Consider the following 26,751-nt stretch of genomic DNA (forward strand, 5'->3'; position numbering starts at 1 on the left):
TTGCGGATGCCCGTATTGTCGCCATGCGAGCTTATGGCATATGCGCAATATAAGAGGCCACATCACGCAGCTGCTGCTCATCCATATTCTGCACCACGCCGATCATTGGCGAATTTTTACGATCCGGATCGTTGTGCATAAAACGCATCAGCGTTTTGGTCAGATACTCGTACGGCTGACCGGCAATACGCGGGTACTGGCTGCTGCCGTGACCGGCATTCCCATGGCAGACAAAGCAGGTGGTTTTATAAATCTGTTCGCCTTTACTGCTCGCGGCTACTGGCTGCTCACGCACGACGACCGGTTTTTGCGAAAAGTAGAGCGCAATATTAATGCGGTCTTCTTTGGTCAAAGCGGTGGCGAGTTTGCTCATCACATAATCTTTGCGCACGCCGTTGGCAAAATGCTCAAACTGAGTAAACAGATAAGCGGCATTCTGGCTGGCCAGATTAGGGATGTAATCGCGCTTGCTGTTGCCATCGTCACCGTGACAGCGGAAACACAATTGCGCCCGCTCGACGCCATCTTCGATAGCGGCCTGCAACAGCGGCGTATTTTTTTCGATGATGGCCATTTCCTGCAGCATGGATTCCACACTTTCGGCCTGCACCTGGCTGCCCAGTAAGAGAAGCAATCCTGCCAACGTACTGCTTAATCTGTTCATAGCGTTACTTTTCTGTTCTGTTGCCGTTATGGAGTGACTCAAAGCGACTGCCAACTGCACAACAGTGACAAGACACTCAGAATACCCTGATTAACTTATTATTAGGGAGTGAAACATACGCGCCTGCTCTCGTCAGGCCAATAGCTAATCGCCTTTCTTATTAGCCTTTTCTAATTAAAGGCTGACCTGTATCAAGCGCGAACAGCGAACGGCGGCCGCTGTTGCATAAATCCGGCGGCCGCACCGCAACCGCCATGGATTAGGGGCTGTGCCCTGCACCCGCATTCAGGTACACTTCCAGCCTTTCTAACTGCGCTCAGATTCAGACATTACGCCATGATGCAAGAGACCTATCAGCCCCATATTATCGAACCTTCCGTACAGACTCACTGGGAAGAAAATCAGGTATTCAAAGCCGTCGTCGACAGCAATAAAGAGAAATTTTATTGCCTGTCCATGTTCCCCTACCCCAGCGGCCGACTACATATGGGGCACGTGCGCAACTACACCATCGGTGACGTCGTATCACGTTATCAGCGTATGCAGGGCAAAAACGTAATGCAGCCAATGGGCTGGGACGCGTTCGGTCTGCCGGCCGAAAATGCCGCCATCAAACATCAGGTGGCACCGGGCAAATGGACCAAAGAAAACATCGCCTACATGAAAGGCCAGCTCAAATCGCTGGGCTTCGGTTACGACTGGAACCGTGAACTGGCGACCTGTGATCCGGAATACTACCGCTGGGAACAGTGGTTCTTCACCAAGCTGATCGACAAAGGCCTGGCCTACAAAAAAGTATCCGCGGTTAACTGGTGTCCGAATGACCAGACTGTTCTGGCTAACGAGCAGGTCATCGACGGCTGCTGCTGGCGCTGTGACTCGGTGGTTGAGCGCAAAGAAATCCCACAGTGGTTTATCCGTATCACCGATTACGCCGAAGAATTGCTGAATGACCTTGACCAGCTCGACGGCTGGCCGGATCAGGTAAAAGCCATGCAGCGCAACTGGATTGGTAAATCCCGTGGTGTGCAGATGCGCTTTGGCCTGAAAGACCGCGCCGATAACCTCGAAATTTACACCACCCGTCCGGATACCCTGATGGGCGTGAGCTATCTTGCCGTTGCCGCCGGTCACCCACTGGCGAAAGAAGCTGCAGCCAACAATCCGGCGCTGGCCGCCTTCCTCGAAGAGTGCTCGAAATCCGGCACCGCTGAAGCCGACCTGGCCACCGCCGAGAAAAAAGGCATGGCCACCGGCTTTACCGCCATCCACCCGCTGTCTGGCAAAGAAGTGCCGGTGTGGGTTGCCAACTTCGTACTGATGGAATTCGGTACCGGCGCAGTCATGGCCGTTCCGGCCCACGATCGTCGTGATTGGGACTTTGCCCAAAAATACGGCATCGAAATTAAGCAAGTACTTCAGTGGGATGCCGAAAAGGATACAAAGATAATTTCGGCGAAACCTGGCCATGAAGTTGAATATGAGAAGGCTGTTGAAATGACAACCTTCGATCCAACAACGTGGAAAGAATGGTACGACCTTAAAACAGGCGTTACCCTCATTAACTCCGGTGAATTTGACGGCCTGAGCTTTGAAGCCGCCTTCGATGCCATTGCCGCCAAACTGGCAGCGGAAGGCAAAGGCGAGATCAAAGTGAACTACCGCCTGCGCGACTGGGGCGTCAGCCGCCAGCGTTACTGGGGCACGCCGATTCCGGTCATCCGCACCCAGGACGGCGAAGCCATTGCTGCGCCGGAAAGTCTGCAGCCGGTGATTCTGCCAACCGACGTTGTGATGGATGGTGTGAATTCACCGATCAAAAACAACCCGGAATTCGAAAACATCGAATACAACGGCCAGCCGGCGTTCCGCGAAACCGATACCTTCGACACCTTTATGGAATCGTCCTGGTATTACGCGCGCTACTGCTCGCCCAACGACGACACGCAAATGCTGAACCCGGAAGAAGCCAACTACTGGCTGCCGGTCGACCAGTACATCGGCGGGATCGAACACGCCATTCTGCACCTGCTGTATGCGCGTTTTTTCCACAAGCTGCTGCGTGATGCCGGCCTGGTGAACAGCGATGAGCCGTTTAAAAACCTGCTGTGTCAGGGCATGGTGCTGGCGGATGCCTTCTGTTACACCACTGAAAACGGTGCCAAAGAGTGGGTTAACCCGACCGAAGTCAGCGTTGAGCGCGACGACAAAGGCCGCCTGACCGCTGCCAAACGCAAGAGCGACGGCAAAGAACTGCAATACTCCGGCATGAGCAAAATGTCGAAGTCGAAAAACAACGGTGTCGATCCGCAGGAAGCCATTGAGCTGTACGGCGCCGATACCGTGCGTCTGTACACCATGTTTGCAGCGCCCCCGGAACAAACGCTGGAATGGTCCGACTCCGGCGTTCAGGGTGCCCAGCGCTTCCTGCAACGCGTCTGGCGTTTAAGCTACGAACTGCTGCAACAGGCCGATCGTGGTGATGCGGCGAACCTGTCCAAAGATGAAAAAGACGCCCGCCGTAAAGTGCACGAAACCATCCAGAAGGTCAGCGATGACATCGGTCGCCGCTACAACTTCAATACCGGTATCGCCGCCATTATGGAGTTGATGAACACGCTGCAGAAGCTGGATCTGAGCGCCACGGGCAGCCGAGCAGTGGTTGCCGAAGGTATCGATGCCATCGTCCGTATGCTGTCACCGATTGCGCCGCACATCAGTCAGGCGCTGTGGGCAGCCTTTGGCAACGACGGACTGGTGATTGATGCACTCTGGCCACAGGTCGACGAAAGCGCTCTGGTGCGTGACTCCATCGAACTGGTGGTACAGGTAAACGGTAAGCTGCGCGCCAAACTCGAAGTACCGGCATCGGCTGGTAAAGACGAGCTGGAAGCGCTGGCCATGGCTGACGACGCGGTACAAAAGCAGATCGACGGCAAAACCGTGCGTAAAGTGGTGGTCGTGCCGGGTAAGCTGGTTAATATCGTCGCTAACTGATCCGGAGCTGCGGACGCCGGACGACTCACGTCCGGCGTCCGACAGCGGGCGTCTTAGCAAAGAATCGACAGAGAATTCCGTATGCGTCATGCACTTGTTGTCTGCTCCCTTATTCTGCTCACAGCCTGCGGCTGGCATCTGCGTGGTGTTACGCCGCTGCCGCCGGAGTACCGGGTGATGTATCTGCAGAGTCAGGCCAGCAACAGCTTTAACCAACAGTTAAAGCTGCAACTGGAGTTCAACGATGTGGTGCTGACGGCCAGTGCCGAAGACGCTCCGGCGATTCTGCGCATCGAGCCGGTCGATATCGAACGGCGTACGCTGTCGGTCAGCAGCAGTGGTCAGGTGGGCGAGTTCGAACTGAACGGTCGCCTGACTGCACATATCCTGCATATCGGCCGCGATACCGATGTTGAAATTGAACTGAAAGCACGCCGCACCCTGACCAATGATGTAAACAACGTGGTCGGCACCGCCAGCGCTGAAACTCAGCAGCGGGCGGAGCTGGAACGCGAACTGGTTAATAAGCTGCTGCGCCGCCTGCAGAGTCTGAGCAAGACCCGCAACAGCGACAACGCCACGGACAGTCCATCGTGAAGATCCGCCAGGACCAGCTCAGCGGTCTGTTGGCTAAAGGACTGGCACCCTGCTATCTGGTGTCCGGTGACGATCCGCTGTTAGTGATGGAAGCCTGCGATGAGATTCGTGCTGCCGCGCGCCAGGCCGGCGTCGATGATCGCGAACTGTTTCATGCTGAAGGCGGCTTCGACTGGCGCCACCTGCTGGAAGAAGCCAATGCCATGTCATTGTTTTCCAGCCGCCGGATTCTGGAAGTCCGTATCAGCAATGGCAAACCGTCCGATAAAGGCGCTGCCATTCAGCAAATCCTGAATAATCCCAACCCCGATAACCTGTTGCTGATTATTTGTCCGCGCCTCGACAGCACCATTCAGCGCAGCGCCTGGTTTAAAGCCGTGGATAAAGCCGGTGTCTTCCTGCCCATTTGGCCCATCGAGCGTTCACAGTATCCGGGCTGGCTGAAACGTCGCCTGCAGATTGCGGGCTTACAGATCGAACCACCGGCACTGGCGGCTCTCGCCCATCAGACCGAAGGCAACCTGCTGGCCGCCGTACAGGAAGTCGAAAAACTGCGTTTGCTTGGCAGCACCACCATCAACGAAGAAATGATTAACGAAGCCATTGGCGACAGCTCGCGCTTCGACGCCTTTGGTCTGGCCGATACCTGCCTGCTCGGCAATCTGGCCGAGGCCAGCCGTATCCTCTCGCATTTAAAAGGTGAAGGCGTCGACGCCTTAATGATTCTCGGCGCTCTGACACGCAAGATACGTCAGCTGATTGCCATGCAGGATCTCGGCGGCCAACAATTGAGCGAAGCCTTTAAGGCACAGAATATCTGGCCAAAACAACAGCCCCCTTATAAAAAAGCCCTGCAGAATCTGCGGGCTCCCCAACTGCATGCTGCTCTGCGCAAAGCGGAGAAAATCGACGCTGCCATTAAAGGCAGTGGCGAAGACCCGTGGCTTCTGTTAAGTGAGTTAACGGTACTGTTAACAGGTGTAAGGCTGACGACTGGTTAACAGTTTCAGCACTACGGGTGTCACAGAAATGATGGTATTTAACTGAGATACTGCTGAGGTAATGGCGGCAATTGCCATATATTGATGACAATTTTTGTCACATTATGCCTTTTAACGTTAAACACCGTGGTGAAAACGTTAAAATATAATAATATGACCTGATGCTAAGCTGAGTATGTACCTAAGAGGATGTTCGCAATGAGCGCCGTAAACAAACAACAAAATTCAGATTTGGTCTGGGACCTGGAGAAAATCCACCAGCACCAGCGCGCCATGAATTTCGTTAAACAGTTTGAGAACCGTTTCTGCGTGTTTTCCGGCTCCGTGCGTCAGCTGTACACCAACTACAGTATCTTCTTTCCGGAAGAAGCCAACCGGCAGATGGTGATTCTGCCCGACCCCTATGCTTTCCACGATACCTTCAGCCATCTGAGCCCGGACGCCGTACAATCAACTGGTCTGCATGTGATTCCCGGCAATCTGATCGGCAAAACCGGGTTGTACCTGGTCATTTCACACAAAGATAAAAACGTACGCTCGGTGCCTATTCCATTCCAGGAAGGTATCCGCCAGATTCTGCGTCGCTCCAATACCGAAGATCCATTTCTGCCGGTACTGATGAAAGGCGACCTGCGTGAATTCAACGACCAGCTGCCTTGTCTGCACCTGCATCGTTTACGTCTGAAAGAACTGACGTCATTGTCCGGGCTGGAGCGCGAAGGTATTCGCACCATCATCACCGACAAACTGATGAAGTTGTATCAGGAATCCTCAGCGCTGAACCTGGCCTGATGTTACAGGCCGGTTCTGCTTTTGCCCGGCATTCATCCTCAGTTTTCTGCGCGCCACGCCCCTCAGCACGCCATTCGCTTTCAGCACGCCACTAGCCTTCAGCACGATAGTAACGACGAATCAAACGACTCAATCCTTTGCGCCAGGCTTTGGGCTTGATACCAAAGGTATGAAACAGCAGCGTATTATCAGCAACCGGCGCCCAGACGGCCGGCATCAGACCACCTTCCTGCGATTTAAGCTCCACACCACTGAGATTTTCATACTGCCCGGCTTCGGCCAGCAAGGCTTCGGCAAATGCGTATGAGGAAATCGGCTCGACGCCGCAGAAGTGGTAGGTTCCCCATAAATGATCACTGCAGGCCGCCTGCTTGAGCATCGCCAGAATGACCTCTGCAATATCATCCGCCGGAGTCGGACTGAATTTGCGCTGCATATCAAGACTCAGAGTATGCTCATCGCGGATAGCGGTCAGCAGACGATTGGCAAAGTCATCGGCCATTAACGAAAACCCCTGACCAATGCGCAGAATAATGTGGCGGCGGTTGTTACGGGTTAACGCTTCCAGCGCCAGTAAATCAAGCGCCAGCGGATGCTCTGCGTAGTTTTCGTCGGTTTCCTGATACACCGCATCCGGACGGGCACGGAAGATTGCCATCGACGACAGTAGCAGCACAGGAACATCCTGCTCTTCGGCCTGTTCCAGCCAGAAGGGAATATGCGCGTAGTCATCCGGATGAAACAGCGACGGCACCAGCACGAAGAACGGTTTACTCGCAGCCGCCAATGCCAGACGCTCGCGACTTTCCAGGCCGATGCCTTTATACATCAGGTCCTGAGACGCCAGACTGCGGGTAAGAAAATGTCCCACCGGGCGGTTCGCGCCGATGATAAAGCTGTGAAAACTGCTGATTGCCAAAATCCGGTGTCTCCTGTGCGGTAGGCCAAGCGTCAGGCTGCTGTGCATAACAGCGAGCATAATACCCTGCCCGAAGGTCAATCACGACGTGCATTTGTGCAGTCCGTCTATACTCAGGGCATATTGTCGTCTGTAGTGCTTATGTCTTTATATTATCGCTTGTTCATACTCGCACTGTTCCTGCTCGGTGGTGCCTTTGCGACGGCACGCTACAGCAGCAACGAACCCGCAAGCTCTGCGGCTCTGATGGCCCAGTATTATCATGCGCCGGAGTTTATCGGCCTGGCGCAGCTTGAAGCACTTGCAGACGACCAATGGCAGAATATTCCGGCCGCCAGTATCAATCTCGGTTTCAGCACTGAGCATATCTGGATTCGTATGCCTCTGGCCCAGCTGCCCTTTGATTATCAGCAGCAACCCTGGATTCTGGAACTGGGATACCCTCTGCTCGACCATATCGAACTCTATATTATGCACGGTGATGTTGTGCTGCTGCATACCGATGCCGGTAATGACCTGCCTTTTACCGCCAGGCCCTTACCCGTACCGGAATTTGCTTTCCCGATCCCACCTCTGAGTCAGGCCGACTGGCTGTACCTTTACGTAAATTCCGAGTCATCTGTACAGATTCCTGTACGGGTTTTTCCGGAACAGGATTACTGGCAGCAACGGGTGGCAGGCGTTACCTTCGATGCCGCCTTCCATGCAATTTTGTTCAGTATGCTGGCCTACAACCTGCTGATTTTTTTGCTGAGCCGTGATGTGATTTTTTTATTGTATTCACTCAGCATCGGCGCCTTTTCGATGATGATGGCCGGGCTGCATGGCTGGACCTATGCGTTACTGTGGTCAGAGTCTCCTCACCTGAACGATCTGGCCATTTTGCTCAGCCTGGCCCTGTCTGAGATCTTTCTTGCCCTGTTCGGCTTGTCATTCCTGCGTCTGCGCAGACTGCATCCACGCGCTTTTATGCTGTACAGCAGCTACGTTGTGACCGCCAGTGCCTTTGCTCTGCTGGCTTTTTATCTTCCGTATCACACGATGATCCGTTTGCTCACAGGCCAGGCAGTGCTGATGAGTCTGTCGGCACTGGTATTGGGCCTGACCCTGTGGTGGCAAACCCGTTCACGGGATGTGTTTCTGTTTTTTCTTGCCGCCTTTTCACTGCTGATTGGTCTCTTCCTGTATGCCATGCAGAAGTTTGGCGTGATTCCGGTCAACATTATTACTGAACATGCCGCCGAGCTGGGCAGTATCATATTGGTTGTGCTGCTGGCGCTGAGCATGGCCGAACGCCATAACCGCGAACGCCAGGCCCGACTGGCGGCGCAGGATGTGATCATCAATATGCAGCGTGAAGCCAACGCGGTGCTGGATCAGAAAGTCCGCGAGCGCACAGAAGATCTGGAGCTGCTTAACCAGCGCTTACAGGAAGAATCCACCACCGATGCCCTGACCCGGGTACGTAACCGGCGGTATTTTGATCAACGCTTTTACACCCTGTATCAGGATGCCTTCAGACAACAAACGCCACTGGCGTTACTGCTGATTGATATTGACCACTTCAAGCAATTTAACGATTCCTATGGCCATCAGCTTGGCGATAGCGTGCTACAAAAAGTTGCACAGACCATGCAGCAGGCCGTAAAACGCCCACAAGACAGTGTGTATCGCTATGGTGGAGAAGAATTTGCGATTTTATTGCCCAATACCGATGCAAGCGGAGCCATGCAGGTTGCCGAACAAGTACGTACACGCATTGATCGCCTGCGCATAAATCATGAGGACGAGCTGCTCAGCGTAACTGCCAGCATCGGCCTCTGTGCGGACATTCCTCAGAGACGGGAACAACAAGACCTTCTCTGCCAACAGGCCGATAAGGCGCTGTATCAGGCGAAAGAACAGGGTCGTAACCGCAGCTGCGCATTGCCACTGCAACAGCCTGATACCGATGGTCAGCAGCAGATCGTCTGATCTGCACTGTTCGACAGCCGCCTGTAACCCGATCGGCAACGGCGATCCGCTTTTTTATTCCCCTTCAAACGCTCGCATTGGCAGGCTTTGCCTGGCGACAGCCAATATCTGCGTAATTTCAGTTTGGCAATCACGCTGCATTTATGTACCTTAGTGCCGATATTGCATTACTAATAAGAAGACCAATATTGGATGGAGACGAACATGAAACGCCAACCCCTTGCTAAAACCATCGCGGCCACCTGTGCCGGACTGGGCGCTTTACTGGCCATTAACCCGGCTTTTGCTCAGGGCTACTATGTCGACGAACAGTCTGCCTTGCGCTTAGGGGATGCCTTCTCCGGTGGTGCTGCGTCGGCCAGCGACGCCTCTGCCGCTTACTACAGCCCGGCGGCGATGCTGCTGGTGCGTGATGAACTGGCCATCAACGTGGCCGCTATTTCTGTTCGTTCTGAATTAAAAGGCAGCGCTGAAACCGGTGATGGCAGTGTCCCTGTTAGCGGCGACGATGCCGAAGCCGATAACCTCGATTTTCTGCCGACGCTGTATTTTGTCCGCAACCTGAGCGAAGGCTTCTCAGCCGGTGCTTTTATTAACGCTCCGTACGCCACCGGAACCGACTTTGGTGATGATTCCATCGCCCGTTACCAGACCACCGAAAGCGAGATCACCGGTATCGATGCCGGTCTGTCCCTGGCATTTCGTGTGCACGAAAAAGTCAGCATTGGCGGCAGTATTATTGCGCAGTATATGAATGCGAAAACCGCGGTGGCCATTAATACCGCAGCACTCTGTTTGGGTGAACTGGATGCCGCCACCTGTGGAAGCCTTGGCATTGATCCGGCGAACCTGGGCAGCACAACCTACGATGGCACCTTTGTGATGGAAGGTCACAACACCGCCTTTGGCTTTAACCTTGGCGCCCTGGTCGAGTTCACTCCGCACAGCCGCCTGGGCCTGAACTACCGCACACGTATTGCCCACGAACTGACCGGCAGCGCGACCGTCGAATTCCCAGCCGCCGCCGAAACGTTCACCAACCTGGCCGGTCTTGAAAGCACCAAAGCCGATGGTCGCGTACAGTTTGTAACCCCGGAAACGGCCAATATCAGTTACTTCCACCAGCTCGGTAATCTGTCGCTGCAGGCGGATGCATCCTGGACCAAATGGTCACGCTTCGACAAGCTGCAGGTAGAAAGCAGAAACAGTACCGTCGCGGCTCTTGCCTCTGCGCCTCAGGTTTACGACTGGAACGAGTCACAGCGTTTTGCGCTGGGTGCCAACTATCAGCTGAATCCGCAACTGACCCTGCGCGGCGGTTTTGCTCTCGATATGACCCCCATCGACAAAGACAAAACGAAAATCGATTTTGCCTTTGACGATTACAAAGCCATTTCTCTGGGTATGAGCTACGTTCTGACCGAAGCCATGACGCTGGATGTGGGCTACCAGCACACCATGACGCAGAAACGCGATATTGATCAGAATGATCTGGCAACGGCCGGTGCGCGTCTGCATGGTGAAGTGACAACCGAAGTAAACTCCTTCGCTGCCGGTCTGCGCTGGGCGCTGTAACCGTCAAACAAAGACAAAATGAAGTATCAGAACGGGCGCCAGGCGCCCGTTTTTTTATTCTGCCGCCACGCCCCCGCTTGGGCTGAACAGCAACCTTGGTTATGCTGAAAACTCATCCGCCGAACGCGAATATCCCATGTCACTTATTGCCCACTTACGCAGTCTGTCGCTGCAACCGGTTGAAAGCACGAATGGCCTTATCCTGCCCTTTCGCACCCGTCTGCCGCAAAGCCTGCGCCGTGTCCCCTTTACCGACCCGTGTCTGATGCTGATCCTGCAGGGCGAAAAACAATTACACCCCGCCGCTCATCCGCCACAACAGTTACCCGCCGGACGCATGCTGCTGATTCCCGCAGGCTGCGAACTCACCTTTACCAATCAACCCGATGAACATTGCCAGTATCTGGCCTGGGTGATCAGTTTACCGGCCGACGATTTGCTGCCACTGGGGCGGGGACCGGTGAGTCGCGAACTGCAAAATTTTCACTCAGATCCACTGCTGCTGACCCTGATGCAGCAGTGGCTGCAGTTACAGCCACAACTGTCTGACCCACAACAGCTGCTGCAGGCCCGGCGCCGTGAGATCACTCAGCGTCTGATCGAACTGGGTTACAGCGCCGAATTGCGCAGCGGCCTGCAACAGCAATTAAGCCGCCGTGTGCAAACCGTTGTCAGCGAAGACCTCAGCCACGACTGGCAGATTGCCGAGGTCTGCCAACGCTTAGCCGTGAGCGAATCCACTCTGCGGCGCAAGCTGTCTGACGAACAACGCAGTTTTCGCGACCTGCTCAGCCAACTGCGGCTGACGCAGGGACTGAATCTGCTGCAAACCACCAGCCTCAGTGTGCAGCAAGTTGCCGATGCCTGTGGTTACCGTTCTGCCTCGCGCTTCAGTGAACGTTTCCGTGAACGTTTCGGTACCAGTCCGGGAGAATTACGCCAGAGCCAGGACCCAGAAACGTTGATCCGGCAAACGACGGTTTCAGGCTTAACCTTGACCGTTTAAGGCGTACTCCAGACGCTGTCGTAACGTAAGCTTTAAGGCACTCAAGCAACCGCTTAACCGTGAGTCAAAAGGAGAATACGATGAAATCCATGTTAATACTGCTGTCCGCTGCGGCCCTCTGGAGCCAGGCCGCACTGGCTGATTTCCGCCTGCAAAGCACCGATATCCGCGCTGGCAAGAGCATGTCCAAAGCTCAGGAGTTCAACGGTTTTGGTTGTGAGGGAGAAAACCTGTCACCACAGCTGAGCTGGACAGGCGCACCAGAGGGCACCAAAAGCTTTGCGATTACCGCCTATGATCCGGACGCACCGACCGGCAGTGGTTGGTGGCACTGGCTGGCCTTTAATATTCCGGCGGATGTCACCAGTCTGAAAACCGGTGCCAGCGGCCAGGCTATGCCAGATGGCAGCGTCGAAAGCCGCACCGATTACGGCGTGCCAGGCTTTGGTGGCGCCTGCCCGCCCAAAGGCGATAAGGCTCACCGCTATCAGTTCACCGTGTTTGCCTTAAATACAGAGAAACTGGATCTGGCACCAGACAGCTCCGGCGCGTTGGTGGGGTACTATCTGAATGGCCATGCTCTGGCAAAAACCACGCTGGAAGCGTTGTACCAGCGTCCGTAATGACGGATAACCTGCCGCTACCCGGCGGCAGGTTCTTAGGGCCTGTTCACTCTCATTAAACAGGCCCTGACACAAGCGCGTTATTCAGTGCGCCAGTGACAAACGCGCTATTTCATTACGGTTACGCAGCGCATCCTCTTTGCTGCCGAACAACTGCACGTCGTTCAGCGTAATCAGCAGCACAAAACCGCCCGCCAGCCCGACATAACCGGCGCGGTGTTCCAGTACCAAGCGGTCGTTCTCTGCCGGTAAGGTGTGCGGCAGAGTCACGCTGGCAATCAAACCGTTACCTAACGCATCCCCCACCGCGTCGAACGAACGATACAAGGCTAACGCATCCGCGCTGATGGCCAGCACCGTACCATTCTGTAAGGCAGCCAGATCGACATTGATGCCTGAAGGTAACTGGCGCTGCTCCAAACGGACAATCAGATCCGAGGTATTTTCAATCAACATCACACTCTCCGGCAGCTCGCATCTAAAAGGGGGGCAATTATACACATTACGGCCACGGGCCGATGACAAGCATTAGCGGTCAATAATCTGCCCCAGATCAGCAGAGGTCTGCGCCATCTGGGCGAGACCGGGAAAAGCCGCAAGACATACGCCATACTCAATCCTTTCTGCCCACTTAACCAAGGAAGTACTTATGACAGAATTAACCAGTAAAGAAGGTCAGCGCGTTCCCTCCGTCAGTTGGCCCATGCGGGTTGGTGAAGGCTGGGTAAATCTCAGCAGCGACGAAGTATTCAACGGCCGTACCGTCGTTTTATTCTCATTACCCGGCGCCTTTACCCCCACCTGCTCCAGTACGCACCTGCCACGCTACAACGAACTGGCTGGCGTATTTAAAGCCAACGGCGTTGACGAGATTGTCTGCGTCAGTGTGAACGACACCTTTGTTATGAATGCCTGGGCCAGTGATCAGGAAGCCGCCAACATCCGTATGATTGCCGATGGGAATGGCGAATTTACCGAAGGCATGGGCATGCTGGTCGATAAGAGCAATCTGGGCTTTGGCAAACGCAGCTGGCGCTACAGCATGCTGGTAAAAGACGGCGTGGTAGAAAAAATGTTTATCGAGCCCAACAAGCCAGGCGACCCGTTTGAAGTGTCGGATGCCGATACCATGATTCGCTATATCAACGCCGCGGCACGCCTGCCGGAATCCATTGCGCTGTTCACCAAACCTGGCTGTCCTTTCTGTGCCAAAGCGAAAAAATCGTTAGCCGCCAAAGGTCTGAACTATGAAGAAGTCCTGGTCGGACGCGATGCCACCATCACCACCCTGCGCGCGATGAGTGGCCGGGAAACCGTTCCTCAGGTATTTATCGGCGGCCGTTTAATCGGTGGCAGCGACGAACTGGAGCAGTATCTGGCCAGCGCTGAATAACGCCGATTGGCGGCAACCACACACATAGTTTCAACCGCTTATCACCCGATTAAGCCCGTGCTGAACCTGCAGATATTGGCACAGGCTTAATCCCCTTTTCTGCGATTTCACGCAATTTCAGTATCAGCTCAACACCTTGACCTGAACAATCAGGCAACTATTAAAAAGTAATCTATTATTAGATTCTCACCTTCTACTGTTCAGCCAATCTATTAATTCCAACAGCCACGGCATGAACGGCTTACCTGTCAGAAAATGGAGAACACAATGTTAAGAAATATGCGCGTCGCCCAGCGTGCGATGCTTTTTTTTGGTCTGCTCGGACTGATTACGTTAATGCTCGGGCTATTTTCTGTTCAGCAGCTCAGCCGACTGAATAACAGCGTTAATATGCTCGGTAAAGAGTCCTTACCTAAGGTCGAAGGCATTGGTGAAATGCGTCGCGACTTCCTTTATACCCGTCTCTATGCGGTTAACCTGGTTAACAGCAAAACCAAAGAACAAAGTAAACAATTCAGCCAGCGTCTGGCAGAAGTCACAGCCAGCTATAAAGCCGCCGAAGCGGATATGAAAAATCGCGTCAATACGCCGGAATCGAAGCAAAAATTACAGGCCATCGTCAGCGATAAAAACGAGTACGACCTGCGTGTGCAACAACTGCTGGGTATGATGGCCGACGCAGATCCGGAAGCCATCCGCAAATTCCGCGTACAGCATATTGATGCTCTGAGTATTGGTATTACCGATGGGTTGAATGATCTGGCCCATTATGAAGGCGAAGTCGCTGCCAAGGCTGCCGAAACGGCCGCCGCTTCCTACAGCACCTCCAGCATGGCTATCTACATCGCCATTGCCGCCGCCCTGCTCGCTGTGGTTATTCTCGCCAGCCTGTTCAGCAACAGTATTGTCGCACCGCTGGATAAAGCCGTCAGGGCCGCACAACGCATCGCCAGTGGCGACCTGAGCCAGAGCATCAGCGATCATGGTCGCGATGAAGCCGCCGATATGATGGCCGCCATGCACCAGATGCAGGATCAGTTACGCAGCACGCTGAATCATATTGCCGATTCGTCGCAGCAGTTATCCACGACCTCAGAAGAACTCAGTGTGGTCACTAACGAGTCCAGTGAAATTGTCCACCAACAAAGCGCACAACTGGAGCAGGCGGCGACGGCCGTTAATGAACTGACCGTGGCTGTGGATGAAGTTGCCAACAGTGCCAGCACGACCTCGTCCAATTCCGAACAGGTCAATGACAAAGCCCGTCAGGGGCAGAATACTTTAAATGAAACCATCCGCACCATTGATCAGCTCGCCGGAGAAATCGGCAATACCGCCGACGGTATTTCTGCACTGGCAGGCAATGTAAAAGACATTGGCCAGGTCATTGATGTGATTCGCTCCATTGCTGAACAGACCAACTTGCTGGCACTGAATGCCGCCATTGAAGCGGCGCGTGCCGGTGAGTCCGGTCGTGGTTTTGCCGTAGTTGCAGACGAGGTACGGGCACTGGCACACCGCACCCAGGAATCCACCAAAGAAATCGAACGCATGATTCAGACGGTACAAACAGCAACCGACGCCGCCGTGGTCAATACGGAAAACAGCAATCGCTGGGCCATGAGCACCCTGAAAATGGCCAACGAAGCAGGGACATCATTAGGAGAAATCACCGGTTTGATCAGTCAGATCAATGAGCAGAACCTCAACATTGCCAGCGCGGCAGAAGAACAGGCGATGGTTGCCCGTGAGGTTGATAAGAATCTGGTCGCTATCCGCGATCTGTCCTTCCAGACATCGGCCGGGGCCAATCAGACCAACGCGTCAAGCCAGGAACTGGCGCGGCTGGCAGAGCAGCTTAATGCATTGCTGTTAAAATTCAGGCTGTAAGCCAAGCCGGTTTAAAACAGCTCAATATCATCGCCGCCAGGTTCATTCCGGCGGCGGCGATCGTTTTCTTCCGCCAGCACCAGATCCTTAAGATCGCGTAACTCGTCATCGTTCAGCTCAGTAATATCCAGCTTCTGAAACGTTCGCTTCAGGACATTAAAGGCCTGAAAACAAAGCTGATGAGCGGGTCCTTTCAGCGGCACGGTGAGCCCACCCAAACCAAACACCGGCTTACTGCAAAATACACAATTGAGCGACATAACAATTTCCTTTGACGATGCGCTCTATTCTAATAAAAGTTGTACAACAAGCACCTGCATGTACAATTTTTAACGATTCAATATTATGACTTAAATGTCATTCATTAATTTTTTCCGTTTTGTATAAGAAATAACAACGAATGCTATCTGCAAGAGCAGACTGTCTATGTCATCGTCACAGAGCATGCTCTTGTCAATTTTGTCTGATCAGCAGGCTACGCTGAATGTAATCACCAATAGGTGGCTTAAATAATCAAAAAAAACGGCTGCCAAAGGCAGCCGTCTCATTCAGGACTCACAAACAGCAGAGCCTAGTTTATTAAAGTAACTCTTCGCCTTGCGAAATGCTGCAGCCCTCAATGGCGCTGTCACTGACTTGCATTAACGTACGGTAGGCATAGGTATAATTATTTTCACCAGAGATGAAAGCGTCGCTGACCTGTAAGCCACCATCGACACGGAAACCGGTAGGTAAGAAGCCCATTTCAACTTTTCCGTAAGACTCACAATTCGCAGTACCTTCAGTTTCACCGTCATCGATGCCGTAAAACAGCAAGCCATCATCTTCGATCTTGAAATAACCCCGCATAGAAGACTCTGCAGGAAGCTGCCATACCCCCCGATATTGCGATAACGGAATCTTAGGCGTCAGCTGACTGTTGAGCGTACCATCAACGGTGAATGTATAAACAACATCAGTGCCAGCATCATCACTCAGGTCACCGCTGTTATCTGCTCCCGCGATAAAAGTACCTTTACGGATAACAGGCTCATTATCACCAATCGTTATTGTTACCGTGTAGTTAGTTTCAGGTTCGCCGCTGAAATAGTTCACTGCAACCTGATATTCGCCCGCTGGCATCTGATAATTAAACGTAATGTTTTCCGGACCATAAGCTTCGGTATTATCACGATCCAGCCAGCCCAAAGATGTTTCTGATATAGAGTTAAAATAAGAAACTACATAATCTGCATCTTCATCATATTCATAAGCTGCCTGAGTTTCAAAACCTGGCTCCAATACATACAGGTCAATATCCGTTTCTGTATCCCAGGTCAGTGAAATCTGAACCGTACTGGTTGCAACGGCTTCAACAGCCAAAGCCAATTCCTGCACCATCGACATATCAAACCCGTCGGCAGCCAGAATTTGTGCAAATGTCAGCTCAGCGATATTAGCAACACTCTCATTCACCAGCAGGGGCAGAATTCTCAGAGTCAGATTTTCCAGACTCTGATCCAAAACAAAACTTCCATTACCCCAGCCGGAAATGGTCAGTGTGGTTTCTCCACTGCGCGGAGCTTCAGCAAGTGCCGGAGAATACGCCTGAGAAATCCGCTTTACAGATTTGCTCTTCGTTGCAGAAACAGACTGCTTTTTAGCGGGCTCAGCATAAGCCGCCTGTACATTTGCCGCTAACGCTGAAGGCTGTGCTGCGCGGATAAACTGTTGTGTACCATCCGGAAACTCAATCAGATACCCGGCAACATTTTTTCCCGCCACTGACGGAGTAGACAGATTCAGTGAAAAAGATGAGTTCGCCGATACAACCACCCGCTCACTATTCGACAGACTTATCGGAGTCAGATTTTCCGGGATGGTGGTTTGTACAGGAACAGCACCCTGAATCTGAACCGCTTGTGAAAGGTTGCCCTCACTAACCGCAACCGGATCTGGCTTACGATCCGAAGAGGATGAGCCTCCGCCACTACCACCGCAGGCAACCAATGAGGCAGCAACAGCCAACGTCAGAAGATGTTTCTGATAGTACATAGATACGTCCTTGTGTTTGAGAATAAATCAGCAGCCAGATGTTAAGGAATATGTGCAAAAAAACAACTGGTTCTTCCCATTCTTTGACACAGCCCAATGATCGGGTGCTGACTGCTTATATTTACGGCATCGGCATATCAAGCCGGGTAATATTGCCTGCTTTATCTTCCGCCAGCAGCTGCCAGCGTACGCTGTTTGCTTTCAGCGCACAGGGCACCCGGAAGTGGCCGGTGTAAATAATTTCACCTTCGCAGATATCTCCGGCCGGGCTTTGCAACCAGATACGCGCCAGTCCCATGCCATCGTCATAGGCCATGCCCTGCACCAGCGTTGGCTCCGTCGCAGACCAGCGCACATAGTCGAGCACCGGTGGCTCATGGTCAGGGAAGCTGGTCGCAGACCATTCGTCCGTACCTTCCTGTTGCTCAACGCTGTTGGTATAACCATCGCCGTCGCGGTCCGGGTCACGGTTATCGCCGATACCATCACCGTCCAGATCCGCCCACTCGCTGGGGTCATCCGGGAAGACATCCGCATCGTTAGGATGACCATCGCCATCCCGGTCGTCGTCCAGCGCATCGGGGATGCCATCACGATCAAGATCGGCCGGCGTGCTTTGCGCATCGCGCGGGTCGGTATTCATCGCCACTTCGTAATCATTACTGATGCCGTCGCCGTCAATATCATCATCGCTGTTATCGCCGATGCCATCACCGTCAAGGTCGGCCCATTCGCTGACATCGCGCGGGAAAGCATCGTCGGCGTTAGCCACATCATCGCCATCGATATCCGTATCGAGCACATCAGGAATCCCATCATCGTCGAGATCGGCTGGTGTGCTTTGCGCATCCCGCGGGTCGAAGTTTAACTGTACTTCCCAGTCGTTGCGGATGCCGTCGCCGTCGATATCGCTGTCGCTGTTATCGCCCGTGCCATCGCCGTCGAGGTCGGCCCATTCTCGCGGATTACGCGGAAAAGCATCGGCCTCATTCAGGTGGCTATCTCCGTCGATATCATCATCGATAACATCCGGCAGACGGTCACCATCAAGATCAGCAGGCACCGAGGCGGCATCCGCCGGATCGGTACCGGCCAACAGTTCATGATCGTTGCGGATACCATCGCCGTCGCGGTCCGGATCGCTGTTATCGCCAATGCCATCTCCGTCAAGATCAAACCATTCGGACGGATCTGCGGGAAAGATATCCATCGCATTGCCGATGGTGTCGCCATCAAGGTCGCTATCGAGGGTGTCAGGAACACCATCACCATCGAGGTCGAATGGCACGCTCGCCGCATCCATCGGGTTAAAGCCCAGCGTGCGTTCGTATTCGTTATCGATGCCATCGTTATCCTGATCGGTATCGCTGTTATCGCCGATACCATCGCCGTCAAAGTCGGCCCACTCTGAACGGTCGAGAGGGAAAGCATCCAGCTCATTGGCAATGGCATCGCCATCGATATCAGGATCAATCACATCGGCAATACCGTCCTGATCCAGATCCGCCGGTTTATTCAGCGGGTCGAGGTCGTCGCTGCCGGCCTGTTGTTCAATATCATTACTGAAACCATCGTTGTCGCGGTCGGGGTCGGCGTTATCACCGATGCCATCACCATCCGTATCACGCCACTCCTGCGGGTCATCCGGAAATGCATCAAAGCGGTTTTCGGTACCGTCGCCGTCGCGGTCGGTATCAAAGGTGTCGGGCATAGAGTCGTTGTCAGCGTCGGCCGGTTTGCTCGAAGCATCCAGCGGGTCGGTGCCCAGATGCATTTCGAATACATTGGGAATGCCATCGCCATCCGCATCGACATCCTGATTATCCGGCACACCGTCGCCGTCAGTGTCGGCCGATTCACGCGCATCCTGCGGATACTGATCGCGCGCGTTGGCCACGCCATCGCCGTCCATATCGTCGTCGAGAACATCCGGAATACCGTCACGGTCGAGATCTGGCGGTACCGAGTTACGATCACGCGGATCGGTACCGGCCTGTAATTCCAGCTCGTTGCTGACACCGTCGTTATCCAGATCGGGGTCGGCGTTGTCGCCAATACCATCGCCATCCAGATCAGCCCATTCTTTGGCATTCAGCGGGAAAGCATCGTCGGCATTGTCTACACCGTCGTTATCCATATCGGTGTCGAGCAGGTCTGGCCAGCCATCACCATCGCGGTCAACCGGTGTCGAGCGGCTGTCACGCGGATCGTAATTCAGCTGCACTTCGAGGTCGTTGCGGATACCGTCGTTGTCTATATCGCGGTCAGCATTATCTCCGACACCGTCACGGTCAGTATCCAGCCACTCACTGCCATCCTGCGGGAAATCATCTTTGCGGTTAACCACCCCATCGTTATCCCAGTCGTCATCAATAGCATCGGGAATACCATCATCATCGACATCGGTCTGGTCGGCCACATCCGGATTACTGCCGGCAGCCTGTTCGAGGAAGTTGGATACGCCGTCGCCATCGCGGTCAGTATCGAGTTGATCGGCAATGCCGTCGTTATCAATATCATTCAGTGCCGCAAGGCTGGAGCTGCTGCCTAACGCGGCGCTGAATAAAAACGAGGCGCAGAGCAAATGACGCGCGCTGGCCTGCATAAAAGAACAGGCCCGCACAAAAGAAGGTGAGAAAAGAGAATGCATAATTTATCTGCTGAGTATTATTTTTATTATTTAGCCGTGCTGCCTGTCTCTGCCGGGGCTGCTTCACCACCGCTGACGGCTGTGTTATCGCTGTCCGCATTATGGTCAGAAGAGTCACGGTCGGGCTGGGCATTCATACTGTGACGGCAATGAATACCACGGTTTTTTTCATCCACCAGAATACCGGCAACTTCTTTGCCATTATCCGGGCGCAGTAACAGATAGCCACCGACACAGAAGGCGGTTTTACCGGAATCTTTCTGGGATATTTTCAGGTCGTTTTCCGGCGTAATGGCTAGCAGGCGAAACTCATCAACCACCGCACTGTCCTGTTCGGACGGGTGAGTGATATAGCCGTAATATTCCAGCGCCAGCACAGCGATAATAATACCGGCGATAAAACCCACACCAATCCACTTCGGGTAATCCACATCCTGTGCCGCTGGTTGTTGCTCGTTCATACGTACTTCCCCAATTACTGATAATTAACTCTTGTGATATGTGTCGCGGCGGCAGACGCACAGCGCGCACAGATATATCCAATCATGCCACTACTGCGGCACGTTATCCTTGCCCCAGGCCGGCATCAGCTGTTGTTCGATGCCTAACTGATTAAGAATACGCGCGACAATAAAATCGATTAAATCCTGAATGCTCTGCGGCTCATGATAAAAGCCCGGACTGGCCGGCAGAATGACGGCCCCCATGCGGGTAAGAGTCAGCATATTCTGCAAATGAATTTCTGAATACGGCGTTTCACGCGGTACCAGAACCAGCTTGCGCCGTTCTTTTAACGCCACATCCGCCGCCCGTTCGATCAGATTATTACTGGCTCCGGTGGCGATGGCCGACAGCGTTCCGGTAGAACACGGGCAAATAACCAATGGTCCTGGCTGACCGGAACCCGAGGCCCAGGGAGCCATCCAGTCTTCGCGGCCAAACACCCGTAATCGTTGCCCGTCTACCTGAAAATACTGTTGTAAAAACGTTGCCTGAGCGGCCGGATTACCTGGCAGGGCCAGTGGTGTTTCGGTGGCAAATACCAGCTGCGCGGCCTTCGACACAATAACATCCACCTGCTCGCCCGCAGCCAGCAAAACTTCAATTAAACGCAAGGCATACAGACTGCCGGACGCACCGGTAATGGCGACACAAATACGCGAACTCATACCCTTGCTCCCCGCTGCTGCAAAGCTGCCAGTAATTTACGTGGCATGCCGGCGAAGCTGCCGTTCGACATCACCACAATGCGGTCTCCGGCGCGGGCTTCTGCCAAGACGGCATCAATTAAGGTCTGATGATCAATAAAACTCTGTCCGGCAATGCGGCTGGCAGAGGCAACATCGGCCAGTGACCAGTCGATATTGTCGGGCTGAAACCAGAACGCCAGATCGGCCGCATCGACGGAAGCCGCCAGCTCAGATTTATGCACCCCCAGCTTCATGGTGTTGGAGCGGGGTTCCAGCACAGCCAGAATCCGGCCCTGCGGATTTTCCTGCTGCAGACGCGCGCGGGCACCTTCCAGCGTGGTGGCAATGGCGGTTGGGTGATGGGCAAAGTCATCGTAAATTTTGATGCCGTTATCGTCGCCCACCAGCTCCATACGGCGTTTAACCGACGCAAACTCGCTCAAAGCCGCCGCGGCGATTTCTGGCGTTACGCCCATATGGCGGGCGGCCAGCATGGCAGCAATGGCGTTGCTGACGTTGTGCAGACCAGTCAGATTCCAACGCACCTGGGCAGACTGGTCGCCGGCTCCGCTCACCCCGGCCTCGCTCACCCCGGCAACGTTACGCAGACTGAACACCGAGGCATCCGCCGCATCCAGACGCCATTGCCAGTCGGCGTCGTCCTGCTCACTGAAACGCACCACCGGCGTCCAGCAGCCCTGTGCCAGAACGCGTTCGAGCGCTTCCTCGCCTGCGGGCAGAACAATCTGGCCATTGGCCGGAACGGTACGCACCAGATGATGGAACTGACGTTCTATCGCTGCCAAATCGGGGAAAATATCGGCGTGGTCAAATTCAAGGTTGTTCATAATCAGCGTACGCGGCTGGTAATGAACAAATTTGGAGCGCTTATCAAAAAACGCGGTGTCGTATTCGTCGGCTTCAATAACAAAAAAGGGGGATTCACCCAGGCGCGCTGACACGGAGAAATTCTGCGGTACACCGCCAATCAGAAACCCCGGCTTCATACCGGCGTATTCGAGAATCCAGGCCAGCATACTGCTGGTTGTGGTTTTGCCGTGGGTGCCGGATACCGCCGCGACCCAGCGGCCACGCAGCACATACTGCCCCAGCCATTGCGGGCCGGACATATACGCCAGACCACGATTAAGTACATGCTCCACCGATGGGTTACCGCGCGACATGGCATTGCCAATAATCACCAGATCGGTATCGGCGGGAATATTGGCCGGATCAAAGCCTTCACAGAGCACAATGCCAGCGGCTTCGAGCTGATCACTCATCGGCGGATAAACGCCGGCATCACTGCCGGAAACCTCATGTCCGAGCTGTTTGGCCAGTTGTGCCAGAGAGCCCATAAAGGTGCCGCAAATACCGAGAATGTGCAGACGCATGCTTTCTACCGCTTTTGGATGAATAACCGCGCTAGTGTACTGATAACGCTCTCCGTACCCAAGCACCAAGGCCTGTTCTGCGCTAAAGCATCCGGCAACGGCGATGATTTACGTACGATTCCTCCCACTCCGGCCGGCTTTTCCTGACAGCAGCGCTGAAATCCGGTGGTAATTAAGGTAGTATGCGCCGCAATTTGAACAGATTCCGACCTTTGGGGAAGACAAGATGCAGCGCTTACGGACTTTTTTAGACCACCACTGCGATGATCAGGCACTGGTGGCCGTCATCGACGGATTGATGGTGGCCTGTAAAGATATTGCCTACCGTTTACACATGGGCTCTCTGGCCGGCGTACTGGGCAGTGCCGAGCAGGAAAATGTTCAGGGTGAGTGCCAGAAAAAGCTCGACGTTATCTCCAACGATCTGATCAAGTACTGCCTGAAGGGCATGCCGGAAGTCAAAGGCATGGCCAGTGAAGAAGAAGCGGATCCGGTGGCCTGCAACCCGGATGGTGAATTCCTGGTGTTGTTCGACCCTCTCGATGGTTCATCCAATATTGATGTTAACGTGACCGTCGGCACCATTTTCTCGGTGCTGAAAGCGTCCGCCAACGACGACGCTACCCATGAGTCCACCTACCTGCAAAGCGGCAAGCAACAGGTTGCCGCCGGTTATGTACTGTATGGCCCATCAACACTGCTGGTACTGACCACCGGTAACGGCACCCACACCTTTACCCTGGATCCACGTGTTGGCGAATTTTTCCTGCAACGCGAACATGTAAAGGTTCCGGCCACCACCAAAGAATTCGCCATCAATATGTCGAACCAGCGTTTCTGGCTGCCGCAAATGCAGAACTATGTTGCAGATCTGCTGGCGGGTGAGGAAGGTCCGCTGGGCAAGCGTTATAACATGCGCTGGATTGCTTCAATGGTGGCCGAAATTCATCGCATCCTGACCCGTGGTGGCATCTTTATGTACCCTTACGACAGCCGCGAGCCACAGAAGCCTGGCAAACTGCGCCTGATGTATGAAGGCAATCCGATGAGCATGCTGATCGAACAGGCCGGCGGTAAGGCTTCCACGGCTTTTGAAGACATTGTCGCCGTTGAACCGACCAGTATTCACCAGCGTGTATCCGTCGTTATGGGATCGGCCGACGAAGTGGAAACCGTTATCCGCTACCACGCCTGAACCTGATGGGCTTGACGTGCGAGAGCACGGCCCGCAGCGTGACCGCCACAAATGGCGGACCTAAAAAAACCCGCTGCTGCGGGTTTTTTTAGGTCTGTTTTCTGCCGGCTGCTGGCTGCATTCAGAGTTCCGTACTTTCCTGCAACAGCCACTTGGTCACCATCGCTTTAACCATCGCGACATTTAGCGGTTTGGCCATATAGTCATCCATGCCGGCGTCGCGGCATCTATCCTGAATCTGATCGGTGGTGTTGGCGGTACAGGCCACAATCGGTGTGGTCAGTCCGGCATCGCGTAAACGCCGGGTGGTTTCAAAGCCGTCCAGTCCCGGCATCTGACAATCCATCAGAATCAGATCAAACTGCTGAGACTTAACCCGCTCCAGTGACTCTTCTCCTGAACTGACAGTATTAACCTGCATCTGCGGACATACTTTCAGCAGCATTTTTTCGGCCACTTTAGAGTTCACCGGATTATCCTCGACAATCAGGGTACGCAATCCCTGTGCAGCCACGGCATGCGGACTGTGTTCACTCACTGGCGTACGCCCAAGCGGAAACTCAACCAACACTTTGGTGCCGCCATTGATACCATCAAAAATTTCAATCTGGCCGCCCAGGATGCGGCTGATGTGATGACTGATGGTTAAACCCAGACCGATTCCGGCATGGCGGCGGTTGAACGACGAATTAACCTGGGCGAACGCTTCCAGTACCTGTTGCTTTTGATTTTCAGGAATGCCGATACCGGTATCGGTGACACTGATGGTCAGCCAGTCATGCTCGTCGTGTTTGATTAACTGCAGCTGGACCACGACCATGCCACTATCTGTAAACTTAATGGCGTTATCGACTAAATGGCGGACGACCTGACGCACCAGCGATGGATCAAAACGAATGGCATCACGCTGCAATGCAGCATCGTAATCGACTACCAGCGACAGTTCTTTTTCCAGCGCACGCAAAGAAAAATCCTGAATCAGGTTATGCAGAACATCCGGTAATTTCTGTTCTTTAAACACCACCGGCAATTTATTCTTCTCGGTATCAACCACCACCAGAACGTCTTCCAGCAACTGCGTAAGATGAGTCAGTGACTGGTCAGCGGTGCGTTTATAATCGTTAAACTCTTCCCGGCTGATATCCTGCTCAAGCAATTGCAGCATGCCGATAGCACCATTTAATGGTGTACGTAATTCATGACTCATCATCGCCAGAAATTCACTTTTAGCCCGGCTCGCCTGCTGGGTTTTCTGCTGTTCAGTCATTAATTGCAGGGTGTAACGTTGCTGATCTTTTTCTGCCTGATGCAGGGACTGCGCCAGCTGATTGGCATTCACCTGAAGATGACCAATTTCAGCACCATCATCGACGTTAATACGATCATTGGTATTACCATTCGCCAGACGGGCAATAAACAGCGCAAGCTTTTCCAGCGAAGGAATAATCGACAGCGAAGCCGCATGGCCAATAAAAAAAGCCAGCAACACCACACCCAAGCCCGCCAGCAATGACTGTTGCAGAGTAGCTATTTCCCGATCACGGGTAAATGTATCGGCCATTCCCAGACGAATGTAACCCAGTATTGTGGACTCGGTTGCGCCATCACCAAATTCAGAGAATTCATCCAAACTCTGAACCTGGCGAATAATGTCATAACGCAGATAACGGATATCTTCAGCCGGAACGTCAGTAAAACGTGCGGTTTTTTCATCCAATACGATGCGCCCGGCAGCATCGTGAATTTGTATAGCAACAATTGCCGGCTGAGATAATGCCGAGTGAACCAGAGGAGACAGCAATTCGTAATTGCCGGAAATAATCGGGTATTCGGCAGATACTCCGATATTTTCCAGCACAATACGGGCAATGCTCTGATTTTCCTGACGGATATCAGACCAGCGATTGACCATATGGTAAGTCGTCAGCAACAGCACAACGATTAAAGCCGGCACAGTACCGACCAGCAGAATCCTCCGCCGGATCGACCACTGCCGCAGGCTCATCAGTGTTCCCTCTCGCCTTTTGCCAACTGCGCCGCCAGGGCGTCTGCGTCAGGCAGTAATAAATTGAGAGAGCGACCAACCTGCTGGTTATAGCGGACTTTGAAATAAGGATTGTAATCCGCATCCGGCCATACCTGTTCTTTCAGGCCTGTCAGCAGAATTTCACTGAGGCGATGAGCAACATCATCGATGTCGCTGTACGTCGTCGCTAACGCACCGGCTTTAATATAAGCACTTGATGGACCAATTAACGGTTTGTTCTGCCGATAAGCGGTGATGAGAATGTTTTTGATATTGGTCGAACTGTATAGTTCGGTATCGTACGTACCAACTAGTGCGTGGCTGTTTTTTAACAGATCCAGCAACGCTCGATTGAGGTTATCGTATTGATCGACAAAATAAGGCGTCACCAGAGACTGCTGCAGCGGCATTGCCGACAAACCGCTATTTTTCCATTGCGATTTATCCTGTACCAGCACACCCAATGGACGATCATGGCCAAGAATACTTTTCGCCATCGCCACCTGACGCTTAAGCGGAGGCTCAAGATAGAGTGCTGACGCCAGTTGCTGCCGATAAGCCGCCACCGCATCGCGACTGACAAACACAGCAACAGCGGCCGGAGAATCGTTAAAAGACCAGGCTTCCAATGCCTGAGGGCCAACCAGTACAACGGCACTATAAGATTGCCAGCCGGCCGCCGGTGGCTCATTCAGCAACCGCAGTTCGGATCCGACATTAAGAAGAGAGGTTGTTTTCTCGACCAGCTGTTCAACAGATGGGAGTTTTTCATGGGCGACAAACGCGACACGCACATCTTCTGCATGCGCAGAAAATGCCAGCATACATGTC

The 26,751-nt window shown here is 53.5% G+C and carries 22 protein-coding genes; 11 read left to right on the forward strand and 11 right to left on the reverse strand.

The annotated features are described in order from the left end of the window. Nucleotides 1-31: 31 nt before the first annotated feature. Nucleotides 32-664, reverse strand: coding sequence for a c-type cytochrome (locus tag NYR02_RS03795; RefSeq protein ID WP_260975064.1), 633 nt, complete (start codon nt 662-664; stop codon nt 32-34). Between the two features lie 339 nt (nt 665-1,003). Here NYR02_RS03795 and leuS point away from each other — a divergent pair, with 339 nt between their 5' ends. The 4 genes from leuS to NYR02_RS03815 all read left to right on the forward strand — a co-directional run bounded on the left by leuS (nt 1,004) and on the right by NYR02_RS03815 (nt 6,051). Beyond that, the gene (leuS, locus tag NYR02_RS03800) at nt 1,004-3,661 is read left to right on the forward strand and encodes a leucine--tRNA ligase (protein WP_260975247.1); all 2,658 of its coding nucleotides are present in this window, start codon (nt 1,004-1,006) and stop codon (nt 3,659-3,661) included. An 81-nt stretch (nt 3,662-3,742) separates the two neighbouring features. Then, nucleotides 3,743-4,258 carry an LPS-assembly lipoprotein LptE gene (locus tag NYR02_RS03805; RefSeq protein WP_260975065.1) on the forward strand — a complete coding sequence of 172 codons (516 nt, stop codon included), beginning with the start codon at nt 3,743-3,745 and terminating at the stop codon, nt 4,256-4,258. Continuing rightward, nucleotides 4,255-5,259 carry a DNA polymerase III subunit delta gene (gene holA, locus NYR02_RS03810; protein WP_260975066.1) on the forward strand — a complete coding sequence of 335 codons (1,005 nt, stop codon included), beginning with the start codon at nt 4,255-4,257 and terminating at the stop codon, nt 5,257-5,259. Before NYR02_RS03805 ends, holA begins: the two co-directional genes overlap by 4 nt. Before the next feature lie 198 nt (nt 5,260-5,457). Beyond that, nucleotides 5,458-6,051: a hypothetical protein gene (locus NYR02_RS03815; protein ID WP_260975067.1), complete on the forward strand. Its 594-nt coding sequence runs from the start codon at nt 5,458-5,460 to the stop codon at nt 6,049-6,051. Nucleotides 6,052-6,142: 91 nt separating this feature from the next. Here NYR02_RS03815 and NYR02_RS03820 read toward each other — a convergent pair whose 3' ends face one another. Beyond that, nucleotides 6,143-6,970, reverse strand: a complete 828-nt coding sequence (locus tag NYR02_RS03820) for a sugar nucleotide-binding protein (RefSeq protein ID WP_260975068.1) — start codon at nt 6,968-6,970, stop codon at nt 6,143-6,145. A gap of 141 nt (nt 6,971-7,111) precedes the next feature. On the opposite strand from NYR02_RS03820, the gene NYR02_RS03825 reads away from it, so the two are divergent. The 4 genes from NYR02_RS03825 (at nt 7,112) to NYR02_RS03840 (ending at nt 12,148) form a co-directional block, all read left to right on the forward strand. Further along, complete coding sequence (locus NYR02_RS03825) at nt 7,112-8,944, forward strand: sensor domain-containing diguanylate cyclase (RefSeq protein WP_260975069.1); 1,833 nt, start codon at nt 7,112-7,114, stop codon at nt 8,942-8,944. 204 nt (nt 8,945-9,148) lie between these two features. Beyond that, complete coding sequence (locus tag NYR02_RS03830) at nt 9,149-10,519, forward strand: OmpP1/FadL family transporter (RefSeq protein ID WP_260975070.1); 1,371 nt, start codon at nt 9,149-9,151, stop codon at nt 10,517-10,519. 136 nt (nt 10,520-10,655) lie between these two features. Continuing rightward, the gene (locus tag NYR02_RS03835) at nt 10,656-11,525 is read left to right on the forward strand and encodes a helix-turn-helix transcriptional regulator (protein ID WP_260975071.1); all 870 of its coding nucleotides are present in this window, start codon (nt 10,656-10,658) and stop codon (nt 11,523-11,525) included. Nucleotides 11,526-11,605: 80 nt separating this feature from the next. Beyond that, complete coding sequence (locus tag NYR02_RS03840) at nt 11,606-12,148, forward strand: YbhB/YbcL family Raf kinase inhibitor-like protein (protein ID WP_260975072.1); 543 nt, start codon at nt 11,606-11,608, stop codon at nt 12,146-12,148. A gap of 84 nt (nt 12,149-12,232) precedes the next feature. On the opposite strand, the gene NYR02_RS03845 is transcribed toward NYR02_RS03840, so the two are convergent. Further along, complete coding sequence (locus NYR02_RS03845) at nt 12,233-12,604, reverse strand: hypothetical protein (protein WP_260975073.1); 372 nt, start codon at nt 12,602-12,604, stop codon at nt 12,233-12,235. Between the two features lie 193 nt (nt 12,605-12,797). Here NYR02_RS03845 and NYR02_RS03850 point away from each other — a divergent pair, with 193 nt between their 5' ends. Further along, nucleotides 12,798-13,541 (forward strand): glutathione peroxidase, encoded by a 744-nt coding sequence (locus tag NYR02_RS03850; RefSeq protein ID WP_260975074.1) that lies wholly within the window; start codon nt 12,798-12,800, stop codon nt 13,539-13,541. A gap of 267 nt (nt 13,542-13,808) precedes the next feature. Then, nucleotides 13,809-15,431, forward strand: a complete 1,623-nt coding sequence (locus tag NYR02_RS03855) for a methyl-accepting chemotaxis protein (RefSeq protein WP_260975075.1) — start codon at nt 13,809-13,811, stop codon at nt 15,429-15,431. An 11-nt stretch (nt 15,432-15,442) separates the two neighbouring features. On the opposite strand, the gene NYR02_RS03860 is transcribed toward NYR02_RS03855, so the two are convergent. The 6 genes from NYR02_RS03860 to mpl form a co-directional block, all read right to left on the reverse strand. Next, entirely contained in the window at nt 15,443-15,691 is a 249-nt protein-coding gene (locus NYR02_RS03860; protein WP_260975076.1) for a DUF2175 domain-containing protein, read from the reverse strand. A 319-nt stretch (nt 15,692-16,010) separates the two neighbouring features. Then, on the reverse strand, nt 16,011-17,438 hold the full coding sequence (locus tag NYR02_RS03865) for a YfaP family protein (protein WP_260975077.1): 1,428 nt from the start codon (nt 17,436-17,438) through the stop codon (nt 16,011-16,013). A 148-nt stretch (nt 17,439-17,586) separates the two neighbouring features. Further along, a complete protein-coding gene (locus tag NYR02_RS03870; RefSeq protein ID WP_260975078.1) occupies nt 17,587-20,115 on the reverse strand; it encodes a thrombospondin type 3 repeat-containing protein in 2,529 nt (842 codons plus the stop codon). A 26-nt stretch (nt 20,116-20,141) separates the two neighbouring features. Beyond that, nucleotides 20,142-20,576, reverse strand: a complete 435-nt coding sequence (locus NYR02_RS03875) for a PA3694 family proteiin (RefSeq protein ID WP_260975079.1) — start codon at nt 20,574-20,576, stop codon at nt 20,142-20,144. Nucleotides 20,577-20,666: 90 nt separating this feature from the next. After that, nucleotides 20,667-21,284 (reverse strand): flavin prenyltransferase UbiX, encoded by a 618-nt coding sequence (locus NYR02_RS03880; RefSeq protein WP_260975080.1) that lies wholly within the window; start codon nt 21,282-21,284, stop codon nt 20,667-20,669. Next, nucleotides 21,281-22,699 carry a UDP-N-acetylmuramate:L-alanyl-gamma-D-glutamyl-meso-diaminopimelate ligase gene (gene mpl, locus NYR02_RS03885; RefSeq protein WP_260975081.1) on the reverse strand — a complete coding sequence of 473 codons (1,419 nt, stop codon included), beginning with the start codon at nt 22,697-22,699 and terminating at the stop codon, nt 21,281-21,283. Before mpl ends, NYR02_RS03880 begins: the two co-directional genes overlap by 4 nt. Nucleotides 22,700-22,925: 226 nt before the next feature. On the opposite strand from mpl, the gene NYR02_RS03890 reads away from it, so the two are divergent. After that, on the forward strand, nt 22,926-23,894 hold the full coding sequence (locus NYR02_RS03890) for a class 1 fructose-bisphosphatase (protein WP_260975082.1): 969 nt from the start codon (nt 22,926-22,928) through the stop codon (nt 23,892-23,894). 121 nt (nt 23,895-24,015) lie between these two features. On the opposite strand, the gene NYR02_RS03895 is transcribed toward NYR02_RS03890, so the two are convergent. Further along, entirely contained in the window at nt 24,016-25,899 is a 1,884-nt protein-coding gene (locus tag NYR02_RS03895; protein ID WP_260975083.1) for a response regulator, read from the reverse strand. Beyond that, the gene (locus tag NYR02_RS03900) at nt 25,899-26,744 is read right to left on the reverse strand and encodes a hypothetical protein (protein WP_260975084.1); all 846 of its coding nucleotides are present in this window, start codon (nt 26,742-26,744) and stop codon (nt 25,899-25,901) included. Before NYR02_RS03900 ends, NYR02_RS03895 begins: the two co-directional genes overlap by 1 nt. Nucleotides 26,745-26,751: the final 7 nt, after the last annotated feature.

Source organism: Thalassolituus pacificus (genome assembly GCF_025318105.1).
GTDB lineage: Bacteria > Pseudomonadota > Gammaproteobacteria > Pseudomonadales > Oceanobacteraceae > Venatoribacter > Venatoribacter pacificus.

Bases quoted from the DNA above. Each gene is read 5' to 3' on its own strand.
- NYR02_RS03880 (WP_260975080.1), bottom strand. From the start codon at position 21,284: ATGAGTTCGCGTATTTGTGTCGCCATTACCGGTGCGTCCGGCAGTCTG.
- NYR02_RS03840 (WP_260975072.1), top strand. From the start codon at position 11,606: ATGAAATCCATGTTAATACTGCTGTCCGCTGCGGCCCTCTGGAGCCAG.
- NYR02_RS03860 (WP_260975076.1), bottom strand. From the start codon at position 15,691: ATGTCGCTCAATTGTGTATTTTGCAGTAAGCCGGTGTTTGGTTTGGGT.
- NYR02_RS03845 (WP_260975073.1), bottom strand. From the start codon at position 12,604: ATGTTGATTGAAAATACCTCGGATCTGATTGTCCGTTTGGAGCAGCGC.
- NYR02_RS03895 (WP_260975083.1), bottom strand. From the start codon at position 25,899: ATGAGCCTGCGGCAGTGGTCGATCCGGCGGAGGATTCTGCTGGTCGGT.
- NYR02_RS03805 (WP_260975065.1), top strand. From the start codon at position 3,743: ATGCGTCATGCACTTGTTGTCTGCTCCCTTATTCTGCTCACAGCCTGC.
- NYR02_RS03830 (WP_260975070.1), top strand. From the start codon at position 9,149: ATGAAACGCCAACCCCTTGCTAAAACCATCGCGGCCACCTGTGCCGGA.
- NYR02_RS03870 (WP_260975078.1), bottom strand. From the start codon at position 20,115: ATGCATTCTCTTTTCTCACCTTCTTTTGTGCGGGCCTGTTCTTTTATG.
- NYR02_RS03890 (WP_260975082.1), top strand. From the start codon at position 22,926: ATGCAGCGCTTACGGACTTTTTTAGACCACCACTGCGATGATCAGGCA.
- NYR02_RS03900 (WP_260975084.1), bottom strand. From the start codon at position 26,744: ATGCTGGCATTTTCTGCGCATGCAGAAGATGTGCGTGTCGCGTTTGTC.
- NYR02_RS03795 (WP_260975064.1), bottom strand. From the start codon at position 664: ATGAACAGATTAAGCAGTACGTTGGCAGGATTGCTTCTCTTACTGGGC.
- NYR02_RS03825 (WP_260975069.1), top strand. From the start codon at position 7,112: ATGTCTTTATATTATCGCTTGTTCATACTCGCACTGTTCCTGCTCGGT.
- NYR02_RS03835 (WP_260975071.1), top strand. From the start codon at position 10,656: ATGTCACTTATTGCCCACTTACGCAGTCTGTCGCTGCAACCGGTTGAA.
- leuS (WP_260975247.1), top strand. From the start codon at position 1,004: ATGCAAGAGACCTATCAGCCCCATATTATCGAACCTTCCGTACAGACT.
- mpl (WP_260975081.1), bottom strand. From the start codon at position 22,699: ATGCGTCTGCACATTCTCGGTATTTGCGGCACCTTTATGGGCTCTCTG.
- NYR02_RS03850 (WP_260975074.1), top strand. From the start codon at position 12,798: ATGACAGAATTAACCAGTAAAGAAGGTCAGCGCGTTCCCTCCGTCAGT.
- NYR02_RS03875 (WP_260975079.1), bottom strand. From the start codon at position 20,576: ATGAACGAGCAACAACCAGCGGCACAGGATGTGGATTACCCGAAGTGG.
- NYR02_RS03855 (WP_260975075.1), top strand. From the start codon at position 13,809: ATGTTAAGAAATATGCGCGTCGCCCAGCGTGCGATGCTTTTTTTTGGT.
- NYR02_RS03815 (WP_260975067.1), top strand. From the start codon at position 5,458: ATGAGCGCCGTAAACAAACAACAAAATTCAGATTTGGTCTGGGACCTG.